At 63.9% G+C, this 23,169-nt stretch carries 22 protein-coding genes; 11 read left to right on the forward strand and 11 right to left on the reverse strand.

What is annotated here, in order from left to right; translation table 11 throughout:
* The first annotated feature begins 227 nt into the window (after positions 1 to 227).
* The 4 genes from coaBC (at position 228) to AB6724_RS01180 (ending at position 3,450) form a co-directional block, all read left to right on the forward strand.
* Complete coding sequence (gene coaBC / locus AB6724_RS01165; RefSeq protein ID WP_369336666.1) at positions 228 to 1,454, forward strand: bifunctional phosphopantothenoylcysteine decarboxylase/phosphopantothenate--cysteine ligase CoaBC; 1,227 nt, start codon at positions 228 to 230, stop codon at positions 1,452 to 1,454.
* Between the two features lie 16 nt (positions 1,455 to 1,470).
* Positions 1,471 to 1,980 (forward strand): hypothetical protein, encoded by a 510-nt coding sequence (locus AB6724_RS01170; RefSeq protein ID WP_369336667.1) that lies wholly within the window; start codon positions 1,471 to 1,473, stop codon positions 1,978 to 1,980.
* A 131-nt stretch (positions 1,981 to 2,111) separates the two neighbouring features.
* Positions 2,112 to 2,561: a dUTP diphosphatase gene (gene dut / locus AB6724_RS01175; protein ID WP_369336668.1), complete on the forward strand. Its 450-nt coding sequence runs from the start codon at positions 2,112 to 2,114 to the stop codon at positions 2,559 to 2,561.
* A 292-nt stretch (positions 2,562 to 2,853) separates the two neighbouring features.
* Positions 2,854 to 3,450 (forward strand): outer membrane lipoprotein, encoded by a 597-nt coding sequence (locus AB6724_RS01180; RefSeq protein WP_369336669.1) that lies wholly within the window; start codon positions 2,854 to 2,856, stop codon positions 3,448 to 3,450.
* Between the two features lie 60 nt (positions 3,451 to 3,510).
* Here AB6724_RS01180 and AB6724_RS01185 read toward each other — a convergent pair whose 3' ends face one another.
* Complete coding sequence (locus AB6724_RS01185) at positions 3,511 to 4,032, reverse strand: FKBP-type peptidyl-prolyl cis-trans isomerase (protein WP_369336670.1); 522 nt, start codon at positions 4,030 to 4,032, stop codon at positions 3,511 to 3,513.
* Between the two features lie 227 nt (positions 4,033 to 4,259).
* Here AB6724_RS01185 and AB6724_RS01190 point away from each other — a divergent pair, with 227 nt between their 5' ends.
* Positions 4,260 to 4,973: a DUF2076 family protein gene (locus tag AB6724_RS01190; protein WP_369336671.1), complete on the forward strand. Its 714-nt coding sequence runs from the start codon at positions 4,260 to 4,262 to the stop codon at positions 4,971 to 4,973.
* A gap of 69 nt (positions 4,974 to 5,042) precedes the next feature.
* Here the strand turns inward: AB6724_RS01190 and AB6724_RS01195 are convergent, their stop codons facing one another.
* Genes AB6724_RS01195 through AB6724_RS01210 form a run of 4 tightly spaced genes read right to left on the reverse strand, consistent with a single transcriptional unit; the run spans position 5,043 to position 8,944 of the window.
* The gene (locus AB6724_RS01195; RefSeq protein ID WP_369336672.1) at positions 5,043 to 6,593 is read right to left on the reverse strand and encodes an FAD-binding oxidoreductase; all 1,551 of its coding nucleotides are present in this window, start codon (positions 6,591 to 6,593) and stop codon (positions 5,043 to 5,045) included.
* Positions 6,594 to 6,612: 19 nt separating this feature from the next.
* Complete coding sequence (locus tag AB6724_RS01200; protein WP_369336673.1) at positions 6,613 to 7,113, reverse strand: hypothetical protein; 501 nt, start codon at positions 7,111 to 7,113, stop codon at positions 6,613 to 6,615.
* A gap of 13 nt (positions 7,114 to 7,126) precedes the next feature.
* The gene (locus tag AB6724_RS01205) at positions 7,127 to 7,447 is read right to left on the reverse strand and encodes a c-type cytochrome (RefSeq protein WP_369336674.1); all 321 of its coding nucleotides are present in this window, start codon (positions 7,445 to 7,447) and stop codon (positions 7,127 to 7,129) included.
* 45 nt (positions 7,448 to 7,492) lie between these two features.
* Positions 7,493 to 8,944 carry an aldehyde dehydrogenase gene (locus AB6724_RS01210; protein WP_369336675.1) on the reverse strand — a complete coding sequence of 484 codons (1,452 nt, stop codon included), beginning with the start codon at positions 8,942 to 8,944 and terminating at the stop codon, positions 7,493 to 7,495.
* A 385-nt stretch (positions 8,945 to 9,329) separates the two neighbouring features.
* Between AB6724_RS01210 and AB6724_RS01215 the strand changes: the two genes are divergently transcribed.
* From AB6724_RS01215 to AB6724_RS01225, 3 genes are all read left to right on the forward strand, one after another.
* A complete protein-coding gene (locus AB6724_RS01215) occupies positions 9,330 to 10,280 on the forward strand; it encodes an AraC-like ligand-binding domain-containing protein (protein ID WP_369336676.1) in 951 nt (316 codons plus the stop codon).
* 77 nt (positions 10,281 to 10,357) lie between these two features.
* Entirely contained in the window at positions 10,358 to 11,488 is a 1,131-nt protein-coding gene (locus tag AB6724_RS01220; RefSeq protein ID WP_369336677.1) for a JmjC domain-containing protein, read from the forward strand.
* Between the two features lie 370 nt (positions 11,489 to 11,858).
* Positions 11,859 to 12,113 (forward strand): hypothetical protein, encoded by a 255-nt coding sequence (locus tag AB6724_RS01225; protein WP_369336678.1) that lies wholly within the window; start codon positions 11,859 to 11,861, stop codon positions 12,111 to 12,113.
* A 315-nt stretch (positions 12,114 to 12,428) separates the two neighbouring features.
* Here AB6724_RS01225 and bamC read toward each other — a convergent pair whose 3' ends face one another.
* From bamC to AB6724_RS01255, 6 genes are all read right to left on the reverse strand, one after another.
* Positions 12,429 to 13,541 carry an NlpB/DapX family lipoprotein gene (gene bamC / locus AB6724_RS01230; protein WP_369336679.1) on the reverse strand — a complete coding sequence of 371 codons (1,113 nt, stop codon included), beginning with the start codon at positions 13,539 to 13,541 and terminating at the stop codon, positions 12,429 to 12,431.
* Between the two features lie 63 nt (positions 13,542 to 13,604).
* The gene (dapA, locus tag AB6724_RS01235) at positions 13,605 to 14,501 is read right to left on the reverse strand and encodes a 4-hydroxy-tetrahydrodipicolinate synthase (RefSeq protein ID WP_369336680.1); all 897 of its coding nucleotides are present in this window, start codon (positions 14,499 to 14,501) and stop codon (positions 13,605 to 13,607) included.
* Between the two features lie 293 nt (positions 14,502 to 14,794).
* Positions 14,795 to 15,373 (reverse strand): class I SAM-dependent methyltransferase, encoded by a 579-nt coding sequence (locus AB6724_RS01240; protein WP_369336681.1) that lies wholly within the window; start codon positions 15,371 to 15,373, stop codon positions 14,795 to 14,797.
* 44 nt (positions 15,374 to 15,417) lie between these two features.
* Entirely contained in the window at positions 15,418 to 16,230 is an 813-nt protein-coding gene (locus AB6724_RS01245) for an SDR family oxidoreductase (RefSeq protein ID WP_369336682.1), read from the reverse strand.
* Between the two features lie 42 nt (positions 16,231 to 16,272).
* Entirely contained in the window at positions 16,273 to 16,404 is a 132-nt protein-coding gene (locus tag AB6724_RS01250; protein ID WP_369336683.1) for a hypothetical protein, read from the reverse strand.
* Positions 16,405 to 16,409: 5 nt separating this feature from the next.
* Positions 16,410 to 17,609: an MFS transporter gene (locus tag AB6724_RS01255; protein ID WP_369336730.1), complete on the reverse strand. Its 1,200-nt coding sequence runs from the start codon at positions 17,607 to 17,609 to the stop codon at positions 16,410 to 16,412.
* Positions 17,610 to 17,847: 238 nt separating this feature from the next.
* On the opposite strand from AB6724_RS01255, the gene AB6724_RS01260 reads away from it, so the two are divergent.
* The 3 genes from AB6724_RS01260 to parC are packed head-to-tail and all read left to right on the forward strand — an operon-like array spanning position 17,848 to position 23,142.
* Positions 17,848 to 19,818 (forward strand): DNA topoisomerase IV subunit B, encoded by a 1,971-nt coding sequence (locus AB6724_RS01260; RefSeq protein ID WP_369336684.1) that lies wholly within the window; start codon positions 17,848 to 17,850, stop codon positions 19,816 to 19,818.
* A gap of 35 nt (positions 19,819 to 19,853) precedes the next feature.
* Entirely contained in the window at positions 19,854 to 20,711 is an 858-nt protein-coding gene (locus tag AB6724_RS01265) for a lytic transglycosylase domain-containing protein (protein ID WP_369336685.1), read from the forward strand.
* A 40-nt stretch (positions 20,712 to 20,751) separates the two neighbouring features.
* Complete coding sequence (gene parC, locus AB6724_RS01270; RefSeq protein ID WP_369336686.1) at positions 20,752 to 23,142, forward strand: DNA topoisomerase IV subunit A; 2,391 nt, start codon at positions 20,752 to 20,754, stop codon at positions 23,140 to 23,142.
* Positions 23,143 to 23,169 lie beyond the last annotated feature (27 nt).

A 23,169-nucleotide genomic window follows, 5' to 3' on the forward strand; every position in this document is an offset into this window, starting at 1 on the left:
GCAGCCGAATTGAGCCATTCGGCTGCAGATTGTGATTGCTACTTATTTAGTAGCAATGGAGCTTAGACCTCGAAGGCTTATCGCTCATTTGAAAGATGGCACGAGGCCGCAGAGCACGACACGTGTCGCACGTAAAACAGAATTATAGGTGCGCCGCGGATTTCGGCGTGGCGCACAGGGATGCTTGGGAGCCTGCAAAGCGGCCCAGGTCTGCTAAATTGAGCGACATGAATGACGTGTTCGCAGGCAAACATCTGGTGCTGGGTCTCTCGGGGGGCGTGGCTTGTTACAAATCGGCCATGCTGTGCCGCTTGCTGGTCCAGGCCGGCGCCACCGTGCAGGTCGTCATGACCGAGGCCGCCGAGCAGTTCATGACGGCCGTCACCATGCAGGCTCTTTCTGGGCGCGCAGTCTACACCTCCCAGTGGGATGTGCGCGAGCCCAACAACATGCCCCATATCAATCTGAGCCGCGATGCCGACGCCATCCTGATCGCGCCCTGCAGCGCCGACTTCATCGCACGCCTGGTTCAGGGCCGCTCCGACGAGCTGCTGAGCCTGCTGTGCCTGGCCCGTCCGCTGGAGCGTGTGCCCCTGCTGCTGGCCCCGGCCATGAACCGCGAGATGTGGGCCCACCCCGCGACCCAGCGCAATCTGGCCCAGGTGCAGGCCGATGGCGCCCAGGTGCTGGGCGTGGGCAACGGCAGCCAGGCCTGCGGCGAGACCGGCGACGGCCGCATGCTGGAGCCCGAGGAAATCATGGAGGAGCTGGCCGCCCATTTCACGGCCAAGCGCCTGCAGGGCCAGCATCTGCTGGTCACGGCCGGCCCGACCTTCGAGGCCATTGATCCGGTGCGCGGCATCACCAATCTCTCCAGCGGCAAGATGGGCTTTGCGATTGCGCGCGCTGCGCGCGAGGCCGGCGCCGAGGTGACGCTGGTGGCAGGCCCCGTGCACCTGGCCACGCCGCGCGGCGTGACGCGCATTGATGTGCAATCGGCGCGCCAGATGCAGGAGGCCGTGCAGTCCCGGCTGGCGGATGCCAGCATCTTCATCGCTACGGCCGCGGTGGCGGACTGGCGACCTGCGGAGTTTGCCGATCAGAAGATCAAGAAAGACGGCTCGGGCGAGGTTCCGGCCATGGCTTTCGTCGAGAACCCCGACATTCTGGCCGCCGTGGCCAGTTCCGAGCCGGCCAGGTCCGGCAAGTTGTACTGCGTGGGTTTCGCGGCCGAGAGCCATGACCTGCTCAAGCACGCCAGCGCCAAGCGCTTGCGCAAGGGCGTGCCGCTGCTGGTGGGCAATATCGGTCCGGCCACCTTTGGCAAGGACGACAACGCCCTGCTGCTGATCGACGCTGGCGGCAGCAAGGAGCTGCCCCATGCCAGCAAGGATGTGCTGGCGCGCCAGCTGGTCGAGGAAATTGCGCAGCGCCTGGCCCTGAGCCATCTCTGATCCAAGGAGCCCGATCATGACCCCCTCCGGCTATGAAGGTCCGCGCGACGGCGACTATGTGGCCTATGTGGACCAGTTGCTGCGCGCCAGTCCCGACTTCCGGCGCACGCAACGCAGCCTCGCTGGAGCGCTGGAATCGGCGGCGGCCACGCCCGGCGAGCAGGCCGCAGCGCCCATGGGCCAGCTGCGCGCCAAGCTGCAGCAGGTGCGGGACATCGCCGAGCAGGCCGAGCGCAGCAAGGCGCCCGCGCCCGGCCGACCCGTGCCGCGCACTCAGGCCAGCCCGGGCCAGGTGGCGGGCAAGGAAGAGGCAAGGCAGCGCTTCAAAGCCGTCGAGCGCGAGATCGAAAGCCAGAAAGCCAAGGCCGAACCCAAGCGCCAGCCCTGGATATCGCCGCTGTCGCTGGTGCTGATCGTGGGTGGCTTCGTGGCCTCCCGGTTCGCGCCCGGCTTCGGGGCGGTGCTCTCGGTCATGGGCTTTATGTCCCTGATCGGCGGCGTGCTCTCCAGGCTCAAGGGCCGCTAGCCCGGGATTCGGCAGGCCGGCAGCGGGCATGACAGCGGGCACAATAGCGCCCTGTTTTTCACTCCGCCAGCCGCCTCGCGGCTGTCGCGACTTCCGCCGGCCCGCCACATGGGCCTGCGGCAAAGGTATTTATGAACGTTGATGTCAAGATTCTGGACGCGCGCCTGCGCGAAAACATGCCCGCCTACGCCACGCCTGGCAGCGCGGGGCTGGACCTGCGCGCCTGCATCGAGGCGCCCGTGACGCTGGAGCCCGGCCAGTGGCAGCTGATTCCCACCGGCATGGCCATGCACCTCAAGGACCCCGGCTACGCGGCGCTGATCCTGCCGCGCTCCGGCATGGGCCACAAGCACGGCATCGTGCTGGGCAATCTGGTGGGCCTGATCGACTCGGACTACCAGGGCCAGCTCATGGTCAGCGCCTGGAACCGTTCGTCTACGGCCTTCACGCTGCAGCCCATGGACCGTCTGGCGCAGCTGGTCATCGTGCCCGTGGCCCAGGCCAGCTTCAATCTGGTGGACGAATTTGCCGATGCCAGCGAGCGCGGCGAGGGCGGCTACGGCTCCACGGGCAAGCAGTAAGCGGACGCCGAAACGATGCGTCCATGCACGGCCCGGCTCTGCCGGGCTTTGTTTTTGTAGCGGTCCGCGCTGGTCCAGAGCGGATTCAGAGCCGCTTATGTCTCAAGACCTGGTGCTGGCGGGTGTCGACTGCATCGAAATCGAGAGCAACAAAGATCTGCATTTTGTTAGCAAGTGTGAAACGCGTCCACCCGCATGGCGGCTGCCGCGTTATAGCTGTGACTGAAGTCTGCGGACGCGCACAATCATCCCAGCTATTGCGTCTCGCATCTGATCTGAACAGGAGAACTCCATGCAAGCCATTCAACGTCTGGGCCGTGTGGCCACCGCAGCAGCTGTCGCTGCGGCACTCACCGCCTGCGTGGCCTATCCCCAGGGAACATATCAGAACGGCTATCCGGCGGGCTATGGCAGCGTCCAATCGGGTTCGGGCTTTCCTGGCGCAGCGCAGGCCGGTTATCCCAGCACCAGCTACCCCAGCACCAGCTACCCCACCACGAGCTATCCCGTGGGCAACTATCCCAGCCAGTCCGGCCAGTACAACTATGTGCAGCAGGGGCGCGTGCTCAACATCGAGACCGTGCGCGTGCAGGATGGCAGCGGTATCGGCGCCGGCGGCGCCATTGCCGGCGGTGTGATCGGCGGCGTGCTGGGCAATCAGGTGGGCAAGGGCAATGGCCGCACGCTGGCCACGATTGCCGGTGTGGTGGGCGGTGCGCTGGCGGGCAATGCCGTGCAGAACAGCGTGGGCGGCGGCAGCGTGCGCGACATTTACCGCGTGACCGTGCAACTGCAGGATGGCAGTGTGCGCAGCTTCGACTACCAGAACGCGCCACAGTTCAATATCGGCGAGACCGTGCGCGTCGATGGCAACCAGATCTACCGCTGATAGCAGCTTGGCGCATGAAAAAAGGGACTCGTCAGAGTCCCTTTTGCTTTTGCGCCTTGATCAGTGCAGGCTGTCGCTGCCCGGGGCCATGGGCTCGATGCGGAAAAAGCCCGTGCCGGCGCTGCCGCGGCCCACTTCTTCCTCGGTGGCTTCGCGCACCGCTTCGATCTGCAGGTGGATGCGCAGCGCGATGCCGGCCAGGGGGTGGTTGCCGTCCAGCACCACATGCTCGGGATAGATCTCGGTGACGGTATAGAGCAGCTCGGGCGGCACGGGGCTGCAGCCTTGAGGCAGGGCACTGCCTTCGAAGGTCATGCCTTCCTCGATCTCTTCGGGAAAGAGTTCGCGCTTTTCCAGAAAGATCAGGTTTTCGTCGTAGTCGCCGAAAGCCTCTTCGGGCTCCAGATGCAGGTCCAGCTTGTCGCCGACCACATGGCCTTGCAGGGCTTCCTCGATGCGCTTGAGCAGGTCATCGCCGCCGACGAGAAACTCCACGGGCTCGTCCAGCACGTCCAGCTCCTCGCCCAGAGTGTCTTTCAGTGTCCAGGTCAGAGCGACCACGCATTGTTGGGTAACTTCCATGGTGTGTATGCAGTTGGTGGGTACGGCGCAGGCCGTACGAACAATGGAACGCAGCCACGGTTGTGGCGCAATGGCTGGCATTGTCCCATGGGCGGCCCGGCGGTGCTCGGCAGCCGCTTTGTTACATATCGCAAATAGTGCTTGCCTGGGCTTCACATTCGCGGTCTTGCAGGCACGCATACTGGCCGCATATCTGCTGTCAGATGACTGCATATAAGGAAAGCATCATGACTCCTCAAGAGCAACAATTGCTGCAAGAGCTGTTTCAGCGCCTGGGTCAGACCCAGGGGCAGGCCAAGGATGGCCAGGCCGAGGCCGTGGTCCGTCAGGGGCTGGCTGCGGTGCCCGATGCCGCGTACTGGCTGGCCCAGCGCACGCTGCTGCTGGAGCAGGCTTTGCAGCAGGCGCAGCAGCAGATCGGCCAGCTGCAGCAACAGGTCCAGCAAAGCCAGGGGCAGGCCGGCGCCGGCAGCTTTCTGTCGGGCGGGCTGGGCACGCAGTTCGGCCGCGCGCCGGAGCGCCCCGTCGATGACGGCGGCTACGCACCCGCCGCGCCGCAGCAGGAGCCCAACTGGCGCGAGCGCTGGTTCGGTGCCGGCGCAGCGCCCCGTGCCGCGGCGCCGCAGGCTTATGCGCAGCCCGCCGCTGCGGCAGGCAGCAGCTTTCTGGGCAATGCCGCAGCAGCCGCGGCAGGCGTCGCCGGCGGCATGTTTCTCTTCAACGGGCTAGAAAACCTGATGGGCAACCACCATGGCGGCGGCAACAGCTTGTTCGGCGGCCGCCAGCCCGAGGTGCAGGAGAACATCACCCAGAATTTTTACGGCGACAGCGGTAACACCAACCAACTGGCCCGCGACGCCGGGGTTGATCATGTGCTCGACGCGGGCAGTGACGGCTTCGACGGCGGCGGCGATTATTTCGACGACGACAGCTTTGCCTGATCCCGCCATCCAAAGATAAAAAAGCCGCCCGGCGTTTTCAAGCGGGCGGCTTTTTTTGAGGCTGGCGGCTTAGATGTCGATACCGCTCTTGCCCGGAGCCAGAATGCCGTTGGGATCGAGCGCGCGCTTGATCTTGCGCTCCACGTCACGCTTGACCTTGCCGTAGCTCTGGGCCACGCGTTCCTGGAAGGCCGTGTTCACGCGGTACACGGCATAGCCTTCCTTCTCGAACTCGTCGAGCAGCTCGGCAAAGCAGGCGTTGGCGCGCTTGGTTTCCTCTTCGCTGCTGCGGTCGTAGAGCACGTCGATCACATGGTGCATATCGCGCCAGCCGACGATGAACTCGCCCACATAGTCGAGGCCGTGCTTGTTGAGGATCTTCTTGGCCAGCGACTTCTGCTTGTCGCACTCGCTGCCGCGCGCCTGGGTGACCGGGGCGAACCACATCGAGCCGCCACCCCCACGCCAGTTGTAGAGGCCGAACTCCTGCAGATTGGGCACGCCCGACATGAGCTGGGCGCGGTACTTGAAGGGCTGGGTGTCGCCGGCCATCTCTTCGGTGATCAGGCGGCCCTTGCCCAACTGCTTGAGCGCGTCCTGCACGATCTTGAAGTTGACGTCGACCTGCTCCTTGGTGCCGTACAGCGCTGCGTACACGTTCCAGGCGCCCAGATGCTTGTCCTTCTGGATCTGCTTGAGGATGGCGTCGGGCGTGTGGCCGGGCTCGGTGGTGTAGTCGGCGCGGCGGGTGTTGCAGGTCGAGGCCTCCCACAGCACGCCGGCGATGACCACCGAGTTGGGGATGACCTGGGAGATGCGCAGCGGGCGGATGAACTCGACGATGTCGCTGATATCGCTGTCTTCGTCGAACTGGATTTCCAGCGGTTTGAACACCGGAGGCTTGGGCATCAGCCAGAAGCCCATCTTGGTGCAGATGCCGTAGTTGGCCTGGGTGAACATGCCGTCCAGCGTCGGGCCATAGCCCCACTTGAACACCTGCCAGGCCTTGTCGCCCTTGACGCCGCCCATGCCGGTGCGCAGCACGTCGCCGTTGGCCATCACCACCTCCATGCCGCACTGCATCATGAAGTGCTCGCCGTAAGGGGTGTAGCCCACGCCGCGGTCCATGGTGTTGCCCAGCGGGCCGGCGATCGCCGACGGTGCGGAGAACGACAGCATCAGCGGAATCTTGTTCTCTTCGAGGTAGTCGTAGAGCATCTGGTAGGTCACGCCGGGCTCGACCAGGGCCGTGCACAGCTCGGGATCCACGTGGATGATCTTGTTCATCTTGCGCAGGTCCAGCACCACCTGGCCGCGGCGGCCCGGAGCGGCCGAGCCGTAGCCAAAGTTGCGGCCCGTGGATATGGTCCACACGGGCACCTTGTGCTCGTTGCAGATCTTGACGACGGCCTGCACCTGCTCCACGGTGGTGGCCGTGATCACGGCCGACGGTGTGTGCTCTTCGGTGGGCACGGCCATCATCACCTTGGTGTAGGGACGGACTTGCTCGTCCTTGATCATCACGTTCTCGGCACCCAGAGCCTTCTTGAACTTTTCGATGGCCGCGTCAAAGCTGCTCTCGCTCATGCCCTTGGGCAGAGCCATGTATTTGCTTGTCATGCTGTGCTTTCCTTGATTCTTAGATCACGCAGCGGAAGGACACGCGGGCTTCGCTGCCCGCGGCCACCGCGGTGGTGTTCATCGATTGGCCTGCGGCCAGCGACCGGCCCAGATTCCTGGCCCAGTCCGCGGCCGAGCCGTCCACATGGTGGTTTCCCACGGCCAGCACGCGCCCGCCTGCGGAGCGCACCAGGTCCAGCACCAGGGTTGCGGAGGCGTCGTCGAGCAGGCCCACGAGCAGCGTGTCCTGGCCGTCGGCCAGCAACTGGCTCAGCTGGTTGAAGGCGGCGCTGTCCAGGCCTTGCAGGTCGGTGTGCGCGGCATGGCTTGCCGTGCTCTGGACGCCGGCCAGAAATGCGGAGTCCAGAGCCGATCCGTGCAGTGCCGAGGTCACGGCCAGCACGTCGGTAGACGCGGGTGTCTTGCCGGCGGCGCTGGCGGCTTGCGCCCAGCCCAGGCCGGAGACGGCCAGGCCGGCGGCTGCCAGGCCCTTGAGAAGAGTGCGGCGATCGGTTTGCATGAGATCGCTCCGCTTACTTCTTGGCAGGCTCGGGAGCCTTGGTCTTGGACAGGTACTCGGCCAGATCCTGCAGCGTGGCGTCGTCGATATCGGTCACGCGGAAGGCCGGCATGGCGTTCATGCCGTTGCGCGCGATGATCATGTAGGTCGCGGGCGGAAAGCCGCGGCCCTTGATGACGGGACCTATCCCCGCTTCATGGCATTTGGCGCAGGTCTTTTCGTAAAAGCGCTGGCCCGGTCCAATGCCTTGTGCATCCGCTGCAAAAGCGGTGCTGGCTGTGAACGCCAGGCCTGACAGCAGGGCTGCCATGGTCAGCTTGGTTGCATGTTTCAACTTGGTTCTCCGGTTATATGTTTTTTGTTTCCCAACCCTTGCGGATCAGAAGGGGTAGTGGCGCGGGGTGGTCTGCATGGTGATCCAGCGGGTTTCGGTGAAGGCGTCGATGCCGGCCTGGCCGCCGAAGTGGCCGTAGCCCGAGTTCTTCACGCCGCCAAACGGCATCTGCGCTTCGTCATGCACCGTGGGGCCGTTGACATGGCAGATGCCGGCTTCGATGCGCGCGGCCACGCGCCAGCCGCGCGCGCTGTCCCTGGTGTAGACCGCGGAGGACAGACCGAACTCGTTGTCGTTGGCCATGGCAATCGCCTGCTCTTCGCCGCGCACGCGCACGATGGCCTTCACGGGCGCAAAGGTTTCCTCGCGGAAGATGCGCATCTCGGGCGTCACGCCGTCGATTAGCGTGGCGGGCATTAGCGTGTTGTCGGCCTTGCCGCCGCATAGCAGCTTGGCGCCCTTGGCCAAGGCATCGTCTATAAGTTCGTTGACGCGGTTGACGGTATTCATGTCCACCACCGAGCCCAGTACCACGGGGCCCTGGCGCGGGTCGCCCAGAGGCAGGGAAGTGGCGCGTGCCGCGAGCTTGGCGAGGAACTCCTCGGCCACGGCCTCGTCGACGATGATGCGCTCGGTGGACATGCAGATCTGGCCCGAGTTGGCGAAGGCGCCGAAGGTGCAGCCGGCCACGGCGGCGTCGATGTCGGCATCGTCTAGCACCAGGAACGGGGCCTTGCCGCCCAGCTCCAGGATCGCGGGCTTGAGGTGCTTGGCACAGGTCTGGCCGATGATGCGGCCCACGCGCGTGGAGCCCGTGAAGTTCACGCGGCGCACGGCCGGGTGGGCCACCATGGCTTCGACCACCTTGCCCGCATCTTCGGGTGCATTGGTCACGAAGTTCACCACGCCAGGGGGCAGACCGCCTTCCTGCAGGGCTTCGATGATCAGGCCGTGGGTGGCGGGGCACAGTTCCGAGCCCTTGAGGATCACGGTGTTGCCGCAGGCCAGCGGTGTGGCGATGGCGCGCACGGCCAGAATGATGGGCGCATTCCAGGGCGCGATGCCCAGCACCACGCCGGCCGGCTGCCGCACGGCCATGGCGACGCTGCCCGGGATGTCGGAAGGAATCAGCTGGCCGTTGATCTGGGTGGTCAGCGATGCGGCTTCCAGAAACATATTGGCGGCCAGATGTACGTTGAAGCCTGCCCAGATGCCCGAAGCACCGGTTTCTGCGGCCATGGCGGCAGCGAAGGCTTCGGCCTTGGCTTCCAGGGCCTGCGAGGCCTTCATCAGCATCTGGCGGCGCTCGGTCGGGCCCAGCGCAGCCCAGGCCGGGAAAGCCTGGTGAGCGGCCTCCACGGCGCGCACGGCATCCTCGGTGGTTGCGGCGGGGGCGCGTGTGGCCACCGAGCCGTCGAGCGGGTTGCGGCGCTCGAAGATGGCGCCGTTGCTGGCCTGGACGGACTGTCCGCCGATCAGCATGGATTGTTCAATCATGGTGACTCCTTTGCTTCAGAGGGAGGTGCACTGCCACGAGGTACAAGCTTTGATCGCCGGAATGCCGGTTCGGCGCGGTGATCTTAAAGTTGGAGAAAGAACGAGCGCAACATCTTTGATGTTCGGGCTTGTCATCCTCTGGCGTCTTGTGTAGGCACCCTTCTAGGGGTGATAGCGATCCTAGGGAAGGAGGGCTGAGGCCGCTGTGCGCAGCGTGCACAAAGCGCTTGATGAATCGTGCATCGGGCTACGGGTTTTCTCTAGTATTAAGAACCCATGTGCAGGGGCTGGTTTGTACGCGCTGCGGGAAAGCAGGTACTTACCGATAATTGCGGGATGGACTGTCGACACAGACAGAGATGCGCACGATAAGGAGTCAAGGCACATGACCGCGCCCGTGGTACTGAGCACCGATGGCCTGCCGGAGAAAGAAACCGCACCAGCCTGGCATGACTGGATGGCGCAGCTGTTTTCGGGGCTGGATACGGATTTGTATGGCGATACCCGCTTCGACGGGAATATCTGCGTGGCTTATGCCGGCGACGTCATGCTCACCAAGCTCGAAGCGGGGCGCCACCGTGTGGTGCGCGACTCCCATCGCCCGCGCGAGAGCGAAGCTGCCTATCTCAAGATCGTCGCGCCCTGGGAGGGCCAGGCCCAGGTGCAGCAGAACGGCCAGCAGGCCAGCGTGAGCAGCGGCAACTGGGTGATCTACGACACCTCCCAGCCCTACGAGGTGGCCAATCCCTTCCATACCGAACATCTGATCATGATGGTGCCCAAGCAGAGCATTGCCGAGCGCGGCCTGCGCCTAGACGGCCTGATGGGGCGCAACGTGGGCGGCAGCGCCGGTATGGCGCGCATCGCGCTGCAGACCATGCGCAGCACCTATCAAGAGCTGGACAATATGACGGCGCCGCTGGCGCGCCGTGCCGGCGAGCTGCTGGTGGACATGGTCTACCTGTCCCTGCAGGCCATGAGCGGCCAGGTGACGGCCGTCACGCAGAAGCAGGCCTTGTATGACCGTATCTGTGCCTATGTGGCCGGCCATGTGCGTGATCCCGGTCTGTCGGTCGATCAGGTGGCCGATGCGCTCAATTGCAGCAAGCGTCATCTGCACAATGCTTTTGCGGGCCGCGAGCTCTCGCTTGGCGCCTTCATCCAGCAAAGCCGGCTCGAGCTGTGCATGCGCGAGCTGCATGCGCCGGCACTGGCGCATCGCACCATCACCGAAATCGCCATGGGTTGCGGCTTTGGCAACAGCGCACACTTCAGCCGGGCCTTCAAGGCCTATGCGGGGCGCTCGCCCAGCGAATACCGGGCCCTGCAGCTCTGAGGCTTTGATCTGCGCCAGCACGCGTTATTGGCGCTATAGCACAATGCAGTCCGTTGCTTAGACAGCAGGACTGCTACATGGATATCAATACGCCGCTCGCCTTGCTGGGCGGGCTCACCGCCTCTCAATTCATGCACCGCCACTGGCACAAAAAGCCCTTGCTGGTGCGTCAGGCCATTCCGGGCTTCAAGGCTCCCATTCCGCGCGCGCGTCTGCTGGCCATGGCTGGGGAAGAGGGCGTGGAGTCGCGCCTGATCCAGCAGCTCGATGGCGACAACTGGAGGCTCAGCCACGGCCCGCTGTCGCGCCGCAGCCTGCCGGCGCTGACCAAGCCCGGCTGGACCGTGCTGGTGCAGGGGGTGGACATGCATGACAGCCAGGTGCACCAGCTGCTGCAGCAGTTCCGCTTCGTGCCCGAGGCGCGCCTCGACGATCTGATGATCAGCTTTGCCACCGATCAGGGCGGGGTGGGGCCGCATTTCGACAGCTATGACGTGTTTCTGCTACAGGCCCACGGCAAGCGCCGCTGGCGCATAGGGCGGCAGAAGGACTTGTCGCTGCAGCCGGACAAGCCGCTGAAGATCTTGTCGAACTTCGAACCCGAAGAGGAGTTCGTGCTCGAACCCGGCGACATGCTGTATCTGCCGCCCAAGTGGGCGCATGACGGCATTGCCGAGGGCGAATGCATGACCTACTCCATAGGCTTTCGCTCGCCCGCACGTGACGAGCTGGGACGCGAGCTGCTGCTGCGCATGTCCGACGAGCCCGATGAGCCCGAGAATCCGGTTATCTACCGCGACCCCAAGCAGCAGGCCGTGAGCAACCCCGCTGAAATCCCGGCGGGCATGTATGACTTCGCGCGCGAAGCCCTTCAGAAAGCCATGGCTCAGCCGCTGGCTCTGGAGCGTGCCCTGGGTGAGTACCTGACCGAGCCCAAGCCCAATGTCTGGTTCGAGCATGGCGATGAGAACGGCATGTTCGAGAGCGTGGTACTGGACCGCCGCACGCGCATGATGTATGACGCCAAGCACATTTTCATCAACGGCGAAAGCTATCTGGCGGGCGGGCGCGATGCGAGCCTGATGCGCAAGCTGGCCGACACCCGAGCCCTGTCGCGCAAGGACCTGGCGGGCGCCAGCGATGATGCGCTGGAGTTGCTGTCCTCATGGTTCGATGCGGGCTGGGTGCGCTCCGGCGAACCGGTCTGATGGACTTGTAACCGAGCTCATGTTAACTTATGGGTTTCCTATGGCTTGCCCTGCGGGAATCGGATCACGTCAATGCTGACTTTGTAAAAATTTGGCAAAGCTGAGTCAGTAAATTGACAGAAAATAATTTATGGTCCAAAGTGTGACCCACGGCAAGCAGGACTTGCCCGGTGAATTGGAAACGCGTTGATTTGTGCGGAATTGTTTAGATGCTGTCAGTGTTAGTCAGCAATGGGCAAAACTACCTATAATACAACCCGAGTCGAATTCACTGTTTGACCTGATCTGCCAAAGCGATCAATAGCTGCAAAAGGCTGACCGTAATGGCAATCCAAATACTGTCTGCTGAACCTACCAACTAGGAACTGTTATGAAGAACTCTCTGATTCTGGCTACCGTGATCGCTGCTGCAGCTCTGGCCGCTTGCGGCAAGAAGGAAGAGCCCGCACCTGCTCCCGCTCCTGCTGCTGAAGCTCCTGCCGCTCCCGCTCCCGCTCCTGCTGCTGAAGCTCCTGCCGCTCCCGCTCCTGCTGCCGAAGCTCCTGCCGCTCCCGCTGCTGAAGCTCCTGCCGCTGCTGAAGCTCCTGCCGCTGAAGCTCCCAAGGCTGACGCTGCTGCCAAGTAATTCACTGCGCTTCGCAGGCATGGGGTTTAGACCTCATGCAAAAAAACCGCACCTTGGTGCGGTTTTTTTATGCCTGAAGTCTTCTGCTTGAACTCGCTCCGATCTGTGCTTGGAACTGGCAGAGTCATTTAGTTGCCCGCAGTTTGCGGTACAGGGTTTTCTGACAACCGCTTCAATACAAAACGGCGATTGTTTGAGGTCGCCAGCTGAACCGAGCTGCAAGGGTGCCAGATAGCAAGGGCGGATTTTGTTATTGCGGACATGAAAAAAGCCACCGCGGCAGTGCCGGGTGGCTTTGCAGTGAGGACCTGACTCTTATTTCAGATCATCGGTGATCACGCGAATAATGCGCTGACCGTTGGCGGAAGTATCAGGCTGGCCTTGCTCGTTGAGCACGCTGACCTGGGACTTGTCGCCCTGACCCTTGACCAGGATCTGGTATTTGACGGGGGCTGCGGCTTCCTTGCCGCGGCTGAAGATCTTGCTGAAGAAGCCCTTGGTCTCGGCCTTGGCGTTGGGGTCCACATAGCGCACGTAGTAGACGCCGCGGCTGCGGTCGCGGTCTTCCACGGTGAAGCCGGTGCGGTCCAGTGCCACGCCGACGCGGCGCCATGCACGCTCGAAGCCTTCGTTCATCTGCAGCACGGGCACGCCATTGACGGTGTCCATGCGTGCGCCCGTGGAGGTGACGGCGGCGGACTTGTCGGCCTTGGCGACGGCGGATGCCTGCTCTTCGCTCACACCCAGCTTGACCATGATGCGGCGCAGGAATTCGGTTTCCAGCTCGGGGTCGCGTGCGCGCGGCTGCCAGATGGTGTTGTCCTTCTGGCCGCTGGTGTAGACCTCTTCCATGCCACGATGGGTCACGTAGACGCGGGTCTTGCCGTCGGGCTCGCGCTCCAGGCGGGTGCGGAACTTGTCGCGTTCGCTGGTGGAGTAGAGCGAGTCGAACACCTTGCCCAGGCTCTTGCGGATGATGTCCTGCGGCAGCTTGGCGCGGTTTTCGGCCCAGTCGGTTTCCAGAATGCCGAGCTGGCGGTCTTCCATCGAATAGATGAAGCCGTTCTCGAGCCAGAAGTCGCGCACGGGCTCCCAGAGCTTGTCGGCCGCGCGGTCCACCACCAACCAGTGTTCGGCGCCGTCGCGTTCGATGCGCACGTCGCCGATCTGGTTGGCGGCCGTGTTGTTGTCGGTAGGCTTGGCGGCCTTGGCATTGGCTTGCATGGCCGCAGCGGACACGACGCCGCCAGGGACGGTGTAGCGCGAGTCTTGCGACAGCTGCGTCAGATCCGGAGGCACTTCAAGAGAAGGGGCCTGATTCTTGCCTGCACTCTTGTAGTCGATCTTGGTCTCTTGGAACGTGGTCGTGCAGGCAGACAGGCCCAGCGCGATGCTGAGCAGGCCCAAACGTGCTGTTTGTTGTTTCACGCGGATTGTCCTTGGGTAGCGTTCAAGCTATGTGCGAAAAACCGCTAGCTTAGCGCAACTCGATCAGAGAACGCCAACTTTACGCAGAGCAGCTTCGACAACGGCTTCGTATTGCTGGCTCAGCTGCGTCATGGGCAGGCGCAGCGTGGGGCCGCACAAGCCCATGCGGGCCGCTGCCCATTTCACCGGAATGGGATTGGCTTCGACAAACAGGCTCTTGTGCAGGGGCATGAGCTGGAACTGGATTTCCATGGCGCGCTTGATATCACCCGCCAGCGCAGCCCGGCAAAGTTCGCTCATCAGGCGCGGGGCCACGTTGGCCGTGACGCTGATATTGCCGTGGCCGCCACAGAGCATCAAGGCCACAGCGGTTGGGTCATCGCCCGAGTACACGCCAAAGCCTGCGGGCACATCACGGATCAGCCATTGGGCGCGTTCGATATTGCCGGTGGCTTCCTTGATGCCGATGATGCCGGGGATCTGGGCCAGGCGCAGCACGGTGTCATGCTGCATATCGGCCACCGAGCGGCCGGGCACGTTGTACAGGATCACGGGCAGGTCGCCGGTGGCTTCGGCGATGGCCTTGAAGTGCTGGTACTGGCCTTCCTGAGTGGGCTTGTTGTAATAGGGAACGACTTGCAGCTGGCTGTCCGCGCCGACCTTCTTCGCGTACTTGGCCAGCTCGATGGCTTCGTGCGTGCTGTTGGCGCCGCAGCCGGCCATGATGGAGACGCGGCCCGCAGCCTGTTCCACGGCCACGCGAATGATCTCGCAGTGCTCTTCCACATTGACGGTAGGCGACTCACCCGTGGTGCCGACCACACCGATGCAGTTGGTGCCCTCGGCCACATGCCAGTCGATGAGTTTGCGCAGCGCCGGGTAGTCGACGCTACCGTCTTCGAGCATGGGCGTAATCAGGGCAACAATGCTGCCAGTGAGAGCAACGGTGGGTGATGTCATATCCGCAATCAGGAACGGTAAAGTTTCATTCTACAAACAGGCTTGACCGGCAGGCCGTGGTTTGCCGGTCTTGATGGCGAGCAAATGTAGGTTTTTGACGATATGTTGTCAATAAATGACGATTCGTTTGAATTGTGAGTTTGTCTGCGTCGGATTGTTGTGTTGTTGAGGCCGCTGCTCGCCAGCTTGTGAGTCATCTCTCCCAAACCTATGTTTGTTGTGGGCAAGCGGTGCGGCACAGGCCGGCAAGGCGAGATCTGGAGCGAGGTGTCGAAGCACCTCGGAACGGGGGATCAGGACAGCAGCTTGGCGGGCGCAGCCGCTTCGCCGGGCTTGATGGCCGCAATGCGCTGGACCACGCGCTCGGGCTGCTGCAGCAGGCCATGCTCGTAGGCAACCACGGTCCAGCCCTTGCAGACTTCGAGCAGCTCGCCGGGTGCGAGCAGAAAGTCGGGGCGCGAGGGCTTGCCATAGGCTTCATTCCCCTGGGCAAAGGTTTCGTAGAGCAGCACGCCGCCGGGCCGGACGCAGGCCAGGATCTGAGGCCATAGCGGGCGCCAGAGATAGTTGGTCACCACCACGCCGTCGAAGCTGCGGCCGGCCAGAGGCCAGGCCTGGTTCTCGATATCGGCCTGGATCGCCTGGCCCAGATCTGCTACGGCCTCAATAGCATCCTGTGCTTTGTCGATGCCGGTCACGACGTAATTCTGCGCATGAAACAGCCGCATATGGCGGCCCAGACCGCAGGCGATGTCCAGCACGGTGCCGCCGGGGCGGACCAGATGGGCAAAGCGGGCAATCCAGGCGGAAGGCGCTTGCGCGCCATGGGTGTGAGGCAGCGCGGCAGCCTCCGTGGGTATAGGGCAGGTCATCTTGCCGAAAACTATAGCAGCGCAATGCCCCCGGGTGCGGCGGCTCAATGCGGCTTCACATCATCCTTGAGCGCGGCCAGTGCCATGTCCTCGACCAGGCCCGGCGCCAGCAGCTTCATGAAGCGGCCCAGCTTGCCCTTGGCGCTCATCACCACCTCGCGCTTGCGGCGCTCCATGCCGGCGAGTATCAGGCCCGCGCACTCCTGCACGCTCATGGCGCCATCCTCCTTGAGGCCGCTGACGCCTGCGGCCTCGCCCTTGGCGTTGTAGCCGTGGTAGCGGATGCGGGTGTCCACCACGCCGGGGTAGGCCGTGGTCACGCTCACGCCCGCGGGCCTGAGTTCTATGCGCAAGGCCTCGAAGAAGCCGGTCATGGCAAATTTGCTGGCGCTGTAGGCCGTGCGCCCCGGCACGCCGATCAGGCCGGCCAGCGATGACACGGCCACGATGGAGCCCCGGCTGGCCTTGAGGTGGGGCAGTGCCGCATGCGTGCACCAGACACTGCCCCAGAGGTTGATGCGCATCAGCCGCTCATACCAGCCCAGGTCTGGCGCGTCGACCTCTTCGAACAGCGCGTGGGCGGACATGCCGGCGTTGTTGATCAAGGCATCGAGCCCGCCGAACTGCTGAACGGCGCTGGCGATCAGCGCGCGGCATTGGGCTTCGTCGGCGACATCGGTGGGCTGCACCAGCACCTGGGCACCCAGTGCCAGGCATTGTTCGGCCACGGCCTGCAGGCGGTCCGCGTTGCGCGCCGCCAGCGTCAGCTGCAGCCGGTTTTTATGGGTTTGCGCCAGCTGGCGCGCCATCTCGGCGCCTATGCCGTCGGAGGCGCCGGTGATCACGATACGGGGCATGGGAACTCCCGGCCATGCCGCCCGGGCCGGTTGGCGCAAGGCTTAGAAGCAGGCCCAGACATGGTCAGCCAGTGTGACCATGAATTCCGGTTGCAGATACAGGGCAAACACGGTCAGCAACACCGCCAGCACGGCGCTCCAGATCAGTGCACGCTGCCACAGCTTGAGTTGCATGGCGTTCAGGCCGGCTGGGCTGCGGTGCCGCGCGGGATGGGAGTCTCGCGCACGGGCAGGTTGACGATGGCCGCAAAGACGCCGAGTGCGATCGACAGGTACCAGACCATGTCGTAGCTGCCGTTGAGGTCATACAGATAGCCGCCCAGCCACACGCCCATGAAGCTGCCGATCTGGTGGCTGCAGAACACAAAGCCGCCGAGCATGGACAGGTGTTGCACGCCGAAGACCTGGGCGATGGTGGCATTGGTCAGCGGCACGGTGGAAAGCCAGAGGAACCCCATGGCGGCCGAGAAGATATAGACCGACCAGGGCGACAGCGGTGCCAGCAGAAAAGCGATGGTGGCGGCCGAGCGCAGGCTGTAGATGCCGGACAGCAGATAGCGCTTGGGCATCTTCTGGCCCAGATTGCCCGCCAGATAGGTGCCGAAGATGTTGAACAGGCCTACCAGCGCCAGCGAATAGCTGGCCACCTGAGGTGCCATGCCGAAGTCCTTGAGGTAGCTGGGCATGTGCACGCCGATGAACATGACCTGGAAGCCGCAGACGAAATAGCCGGCCGTGAGCAGCAGAAAGCTGGGATGGGTCCAGGCCTCCTTCAAGGCCTGTCCCACGGTCTGCTCGCGCTTCATGGCCGCGCCGCCGCCGAAGCCGGGCTCGCGCAGGCCAAAGGCCAGGCCAGCGATCAGCAGCGCGAACACAGCCAGGATCAGCAGCGCATTGGACCAGTTGAAGTTGGCGATCAGCGCACCTTCCACGGGCACCATGAAGAACTGGCCGAAGGATCCTGCGGCCGCCGTCACGCCCATGGCCCAGCTGCGCCGGGCCGCTGGAATCTGGCGCCCCAGCACGCCATAGATCACGGCATAGGTGGTGCCGGCCTGGGCCGCGCCGATCAGGACGCCTGCCGTCAGGACGAATAGTGTGCTGGTGGGCGACAAGGCCATGCCGGCCAAGCCCAGTGCATACAGAACCGATCCGCCCACCAGTACCTTGAAGGCGCCCAGCCGGTCGGCCAGCATGCCCACGAAAATGCCCAGCACGCCCCAGGAGAGGTTTTGCACGGCGATGGCCAGGGAAAAACTCTCGCGCGTCCAGCCCATGCTTTGCGTGATGGGTTGCAGCCACAGGCCGAAGCCATGGCGTATGCCCATGGAAAGGGTGACGATGGCGCCACCGCACAGAAGAATCTGCGCCATGGACATGGGGGCTTGTGCGTTCTTTGTTGTCATGTCTGCCTTGAATCCGGTAGGAACGCAACTTTAACGAAACCCGTTGTTTTACGTATATGAAAGCCGTCGCGTAAGCGGCAGGCAGAGCTGCCGGATGGCGAGCTCAGACCTTGCGCAAGACAGATGATCGGGGTTTGTGCGAGAGTATTGGGAGTAAACAACTGTGAATTTATCCAGCTTCGATCTGGAGAGACCACTACAATCCGCCCCCATGGCAGCTAAACCTTCCAACGAATATTCCGAAGGCTCGATCCGCGTTCTCAAGGGTCTGGAGCCTGTCAAGCAGCGTCCCGGCATGTACACGCGCACCGACAACCCCTTGCACATACTGCAGGAGGTGATCGACAACGCGGCCGACGAGGCTCTCGCCGGTTACGGCAAGAAGATCAAGTTCACCATGCATGCCGACGGCTCCTACAGCGTGGAGGACGATGGGCGCGGCATTCCCTTTGGCATGCACCCCGAGGAAAACGCTCCCGTAGTGGAGCTGGTCTTCACGCGTCTGCACGCGGGCGGCAAGTTCGACAAGGGCAATGGCGGCGCCTACAGCTTCTCGGGCGGCCTGCACGGCGTGGGCGTCTCGGTGACGAATGCGCTGGCCACGCGCCTGGAGGTGAGCGTGCATCGCGACGGCCAGGTGGCGAGCATCGTCTTCTCGGGCGGCGATGTGGTGGAGCCGCTCAAGGTGCGCGACCTGCAGGCCGGCGAGCGCAAGCAGGGCACGACGGTGCGCGCTTGGCCCGATGCCAAGTACTTCGAATCTTCGGCCCTGCCCATGGGCGAGCTGGTGCATCTGCTGCGCAGCAAGGCCGTGCTCATGCCCGGCGTGGCGGTCTCGCTGATCAATGAGAAGTCGCGCGATACCCAGACCTGGCAGTTCAAGGGCGGGCTGCGCGACTATCTGGCGCAAAGCCTGCATGGCGAGCCCGTGATCCCCTTGTTCGAAGGCGAGGGCTTTGCCGACAAGAACAATGACAGCTTTGCCGAAGGCGAGGGCGCGGCCTGGTGCGTGGCGTTCACCGAAGATGGTGCGCCGCTGCGCGAAAGCTATGTGAACTTGATTCCCACCACGGCGGGCGGCACGCATGACAGCGGTCTGCGCGACGGCCTGTTCCAGGCCGTCAAGGCCTTCATCGACATGCACTCGCTGCTGCCCAAGGGCGTCAAGCTCATGCCCGACGACGTGTTCGCGCGCGCCAGCTATGTGCTCAATGCCAAGGTGCTGGATCCGCAATTCCAGGGCCAGATCAAGGAGCGCCTGAACTCGCGCGATGCCGTGCGCCTGGTCTCGGGCTATGTGCGTCCCGTGCTGGAGCTGTGGCTCAACGAGCATGTGGACTGGGGCAAGAAGCTGGCCGAGATCGCCATCAAGGCCGCCCAGACTCGCCAGAAGGCCGGCCAGAAGGTGGAAAAGCGCAAGGGCAGCGGCGTGGCCGTTCTACCCGGCAAGCTGACCGATTGCGAGAGCAAGGACATAGCCGTCAACGAGGTGTTTCTGGTCGAGGGCGACTCTGCCGGCGGCAGCGCCAAGATGGGCCGCGACAAGGAAACCCAGGCGATCCTTCCGCTGCGCGGCAAGGTGCTCAACACCTGGGAGGTGGACCGCGACCGGCTGTTCGCCAACAACGAAATCCACGATATCTCGGTGGCAATCGGCGTGGACCCGCATGGCCCCAATGACGAGCCCGATCTGTCCGGTCTGCGCTACGGCAAGATCTGCATTCTCTCGGATGCGGACGTGGACGGATCGCACATCCAGGTGCTGCTGCTTACGCTGTTCTTCAAGCATTTCCCCAAGCTCATCGAAGCCGGTCACATCCATGTGGCGCTGCCGCCGCTGTTCCGTGTGGATGTGCCTGCACGCGGCAAGAAGCCGGCCATCAAGGTCTATGCGCTCGATGCGGGCGAGCTCGATGCCATCATCGAGAAATGCGCCAAGGACGGCGTGCCGCGCGAGAAATGCCAGGTCAGCCGTTTCAAGGGCCTGGGCGAGATGAATGCCGAGCAGCTGTGGGAAACCACGCTGAACCCCGATACGCGTCGCCTGCTGCCGGTGCAGTTCATGAATCTGGACTTTGCGCAGTCGGAAGCCGTGGTCACCAAGCTCATGGGCAAGGGCGAAGCCGCCGCCCGCCGCGAGCTGATGGAGCTGCATGGCGATGCCGTGGAGGTCGATATCTGAGCACGCCCCCGGCATTGCGCTGAATGGATCACATGATGTCAAAGCCCTTGCTCCCGACGCTGTCAGGCCGCAGCCGCTTTCTGGCGGGCGGGCTGCGCCGCGGCTGCCTGCAGCTGCTGCTGGCCGCAGCGGGCTGGCTGGCTCTGGCTCCGTCCGCGCATGCCGATCTCTGGGCCTATGTGGATGAGCTGGGCGTGACCCATTTCGCGGCCGAAGCCATTGATGCGCGCTACAAGCTGTTCTTCAAAGGCAATGTCTACGACAGCAGCGAACAGGGTCTGCACCTGCGGCCAGATTCGGCCGCACCAGGACTCAATGCGCGCACCAAGGTCGGCAATCTCTTCGAGACCGCGCCGGGCTTCAAGCACCTGCGCGGCCATCTGCGCAAGGCCGCCGACGCCACGGGCGTAGACTACGACCTGCTCAAGGCCGTGATCGCCGTGGAGTCCGGCTTTGATACCGAAGCCGTTTCGCCCAAGGGTGCCGTGGGCCTGATGCAGCTGATGCCCGCCACGGCACAGCGCTTTGGCGTTGCCGCCAGCAAGCAGCGCAGCGTGCAGCAGCAACTGGCCGACCCCGCGGTCAACGTGCCGGCCGGCGCGCGCTATCTCAGCTATCTGATGGACCTGTTTCCGGGTCGTCTGGATCTGGCCTTGGCCGCCTATAACGCCGGCGAGGGCGCGGTGCAGAAGTTCGGCCGCATCGTGCCGCCCTACAAAGAAACCATGAACTACGTCAAGGCCGTGATGGGCATTTACGAGCAGCTGCAGGCCGCAGGCTCGTCGGGGCCGCGCGCCAGCGTGGCCTCGTCGGCGAGCCGGACTGCGCCGCGCGTGCGCATGACCCTGCCCGCAGGCAATGCCCCTGCGGCCTCCGACCTGGCAATGCCTTGAGTCGCCTGACTCGCGCAATTTGGAAAATTACAAAGAATTCATGAGCGATCAAACCATACTGGATTTGTCTCAACAAGCCGCCGGCGAGGCCCTGGACCTGGGCCAATATGCACAGCGCGCCTATCTCGAATACGCTTTGTCGGTGGTCAAGGGCCGCGCCCTGCCGGATGTCAGCGATGGCCTCAAGCCCGTGCAGCGCCGCATTCTCTACGCCATGGACCGCATGGGCCTGGGCTACAGCGGCCCCAGTGGCAACACGGCGGCCAAGCCCGTCAAGAGCGCACGCGTGGTCGGCGATGTGTTGGGCCGCTTCCATCCGCACGGCGACCAGTCGGCCTATGACGCGCTGGTGCGCATGGCCCAGGATTTCAACCAGCGCTATCCGCTCGTCGATGGCCAGGGCAACTTCGGCAGCCGCGACGGCGACGGCGCCGCGGCCATGCGTTACACCGAGGCGCGCCTGTCCAAGATCACCGGCCTGCTGCTCGACGAGATCGATATGGGGACGGTGGACTTCGTGCCCAATTACGACGGCTCCACCGAAGAGCCCAGGCAGCTGCCCGCGCGCCTGCCGTTCGCGCTGCTCAACGGCGCCAGCGGCATTGCCGTGGGCCTGGCCACCGAAATTCCCAGCCACAATCTGCGCGAGGTCGCCGATGCCTGCGTGGCCTTGATCAAGAAGCCGCAACTGCCCGAAGAGGAGCTGCAGGCACTGATTCCCGGCCCCGACTATCCGGGCGGCGGCCAGATCATTTCCTCGAGCAGCGATATCGCCGATGCCTACCGCACGGGCCGCGGCAGCCTCAAGGTGCGCGCGCGCTGGAAGATCGAGGAGCTGGCGCGCGGCCAGTGGCAGCTGGTGGTGATCGAGCTGCCACCCGGCGTCTCGGCGCAGAAGGTGCTCGAAGAGATCGAGGACATCACCAACCCCAAGGTCAAGACCGGCAAGAAGGCGCTGACTCAGGAGCAAACCCAGCTCAAGGCCAGCATGCTGGCCGTGCTCGATGGCGTGCGCGACGAATCGAGCAAGGATGCACCGGTGCGCATCGTCTTCGAGCCCAAGACCGGCAAGATTCCGCAGCAGGAGCTGATCACGGCGCTGCTGGCCCACACCAGCCTGGAGTCTTCGAGCTCCATCAATTTGACCAGCATCGGCCTTGACGGTCGCCCGGTGCAGAAGTCGTTGCGCCAGATGCTGGAGGAGTGGATTGCCTTCCGCTTCCAGACCGTGACGCGGCGTAGCCAGCACCGCCTGGCCAAGGTGCTGGACCGCATCCACATCCTTGAAGGCCGTCAGGCCGTGCTGCTGAACATCGACAAGGTGATTGCCATCATCCGCGCCAGCGATGAGCCCAAGCAGGCCCTGATAGACGAGTTCCATCTCTCGGATCGCCAGGCCGAGGACATCCTCGAGATCCGTCTGCGCCAGTTGGCAAGGCTGGAGGCCATCAAGATCGAGCAGGAGCTCAAGGAACTGCGCAGCGAGCAGGGCAAGCTCGAAGACATCCTGGGCAGCGAGGCCACCATGCGCCGCCTGATCTGCAAGGAAATCGAGCAGGACGCCAAGACCTTTGGCGACGATCGCCGCACGCTGATCCAAGAGGAGAAGAAAGTGGTGGCCGAGGTCAAGGTAGTGGATGAAGCCACGACCGTGATCATTTCCGACAAGGGCTGGGTGCGTACGCGCCACGGCCATGGCGTGGAAGCGGGCACGCTGAGCTTCAAGGCCGGCGACAGCCTGCACGGAACTTTCGAATGCCGTACCGTGGACCAGCTGCTGGCCTTCGGCAGCAATGGCCGCGTGTATTCCGTGCCGGTCTCGGCACTGCCGGGCGGACGCGGCGACGGCCAGCCCGTGACCACGCTGATCGAGCTCGAAGCCGGCACCCAGCTGCTGTACTACTTTGCGGGCGCCGATAGCACGCAGCTGCTGCTATCGGGTTCAGGCGCCTATGGCTTCATGGCGACGGTGGGCGATATGGTCTCGCGCCAGAAGGCGGGCAAGGCCTTTGTCACGCTGGGAGAGGGCGAGACCTTGTGTGCACCGTCGGTGGTGCAGGGCGTGCCCATGAACGCGCGCGCCGAGCCTGTGGAAGGCGGCGAGCAGGGCGCTGGTTTGCTGAACGCGGCCAGCCATGTGATCTGCGCTTCGGTGGGTGGGCGCATCCTGACCTTCGAGATCGGCGAGCTCAAGGCCATGCCCAAGGGCGGGCGCGGCCTCATGCTCATCAGTCTGGAAGACAAGGACCAACTGGCCGGTGCCGCAGCCTATACGCGCAGCATTCGACTGGATGGCGTGGGGCGTGGCGGCAAGGTCCGGAGCGAGAACCTCGAAATCCGCAGCCTCAACAATGCGCGCGGCAACCGGGGCCGCAAGGGCAAGGCAGCGGACCTGGGCTTCAAGCCCCAGAGCGTGACCCGCGTGGAATAAGTCCCGCGCATGCCAAGCCGTGCCGAC

Source organism: Comamonas guangdongensis (assembly GCF_041079535.1).
Lineage (GTDB): Bacteria > Pseudomonadota > Gammaproteobacteria > Burkholderiales > Burkholderiaceae_C > Comamonas > Comamonas guangdongensis.

Bases quoted from the DNA above. Each gene is read 5' to 3' on its own strand.
- dut (WP_369336668.1), top strand. From the start codon at position 2,112: ATGAACGTTGATGTCAAGATTCTGGACGCGCGCCTGCGCGAAAACATG.
- AB6724_RS01180 (WP_369336669.1), top strand. From the start codon at position 2,854: ATGCAAGCCATTCAACGTCTGGGCCGTGTGGCCACCGCAGCAGCTGTC.
- AB6724_RS01245 (WP_369336682.1), bottom strand. From the start codon at position 16,230: ATGCCCCGTATCGTGATCACCGGCGCCTCCGACGGCATAGGCGCCGAG.
- coaBC (WP_369336666.1), top strand. From the start codon at position 228: ATGAATGACGTGTTCGCAGGCAAACATCTGGTGCTGGGTCTCTCGGGG.
- AB6724_RS01220 (WP_369336677.1), top strand. From the start codon at position 10,358: ATGGATATCAATACGCCGCTCGCCTTGCTGGGCGGGCTCACCGCCTCT.
- AB6724_RS01170 (WP_369336667.1), top strand. From the start codon at position 1,471: ATGACCCCCTCCGGCTATGAAGGTCCGCGCGACGGCGACTATGTGGCC.
- parC (WP_369336686.1), top strand. From the start codon at position 20,752: ATGAGCGATCAAACCATACTGGATTTGTCTCAACAAGCCGCCGGCGAG.
- AB6724_RS01190 (WP_369336671.1), top strand. From the start codon at position 4,260: ATGACTCCTCAAGAGCAACAATTGCTGCAAGAGCTGTTTCAGCGCCTG.
- AB6724_RS01255 (WP_369336730.1), bottom strand. From the start codon at position 17,609: ATGTCCATGGCGCAGATTCTTCTGTGCGGTGGCGCCATCGTCACCCTT.
- AB6724_RS01240 (WP_369336681.1), bottom strand. From the start codon at position 15,373: ATGACCTGCCCTATACCCACGGAGGCTGCCGCGCTGCCTCACACCCAT.
- AB6724_RS01210 (WP_369336675.1), bottom strand. From the start codon at position 8,944: ATGATTGAACAATCCATGCTGATCGGCGGACAGTCCGTCCAGGCCAGC.
- dapA (WP_369336680.1), bottom strand. From the start codon at position 14,501: ATGACATCACCCACCGTTGCTCTCACTGGCAGCATTGTTGCCCTGATT.
- AB6724_RS01185 (WP_369336670.1), bottom strand. From the start codon at position 4,032: ATGGAAGTTACCCAACAATGCGTGGTCGCTCTGACCTGGACACTGAAA.
- AB6724_RS01215 (WP_369336676.1), top strand. From the start codon at position 9,330: ATGACCGCGCCCGTGGTACTGAGCACCGATGGCCTGCCGGAGAAAGAA.
- AB6724_RS01195 (WP_369336672.1), bottom strand. From the start codon at position 6,593: ATGACAAGCAAATACATGGCTCTGCCCAAGGGCATGAGCGAGAGCAGC.
- AB6724_RS01250 (WP_369336683.1), bottom strand. From the start codon at position 16,404: ATGCAACTCAAGCTGTGGCAGCGTGCACTGATCTGGAGCGCCGTGCTG.
- AB6724_RS01265 (WP_369336685.1), top strand. From the start codon at position 19,854: ATGTCAAAGCCCTTGCTCCCGACGCTGTCAGGCCGCAGCCGCTTTCTG.
- AB6724_RS01200 (WP_369336673.1), bottom strand. From the start codon at position 7,113: ATGCAAACCGATCGCCGCACTCTTCTCAAGGGCCTGGCAGCCGCCGGC.
- AB6724_RS01260 (WP_369336684.1), top strand. From the start codon at position 17,848: ATGGCAGCTAAACCTTCCAACGAATATTCCGAAGGCTCGATCCGCGTT.
- AB6724_RS01225 (WP_369336678.1), top strand. From the start codon at position 11,859: ATGAAGAACTCTCTGATTCTGGCTACCGTGATCGCTGCTGCAGCTCTG.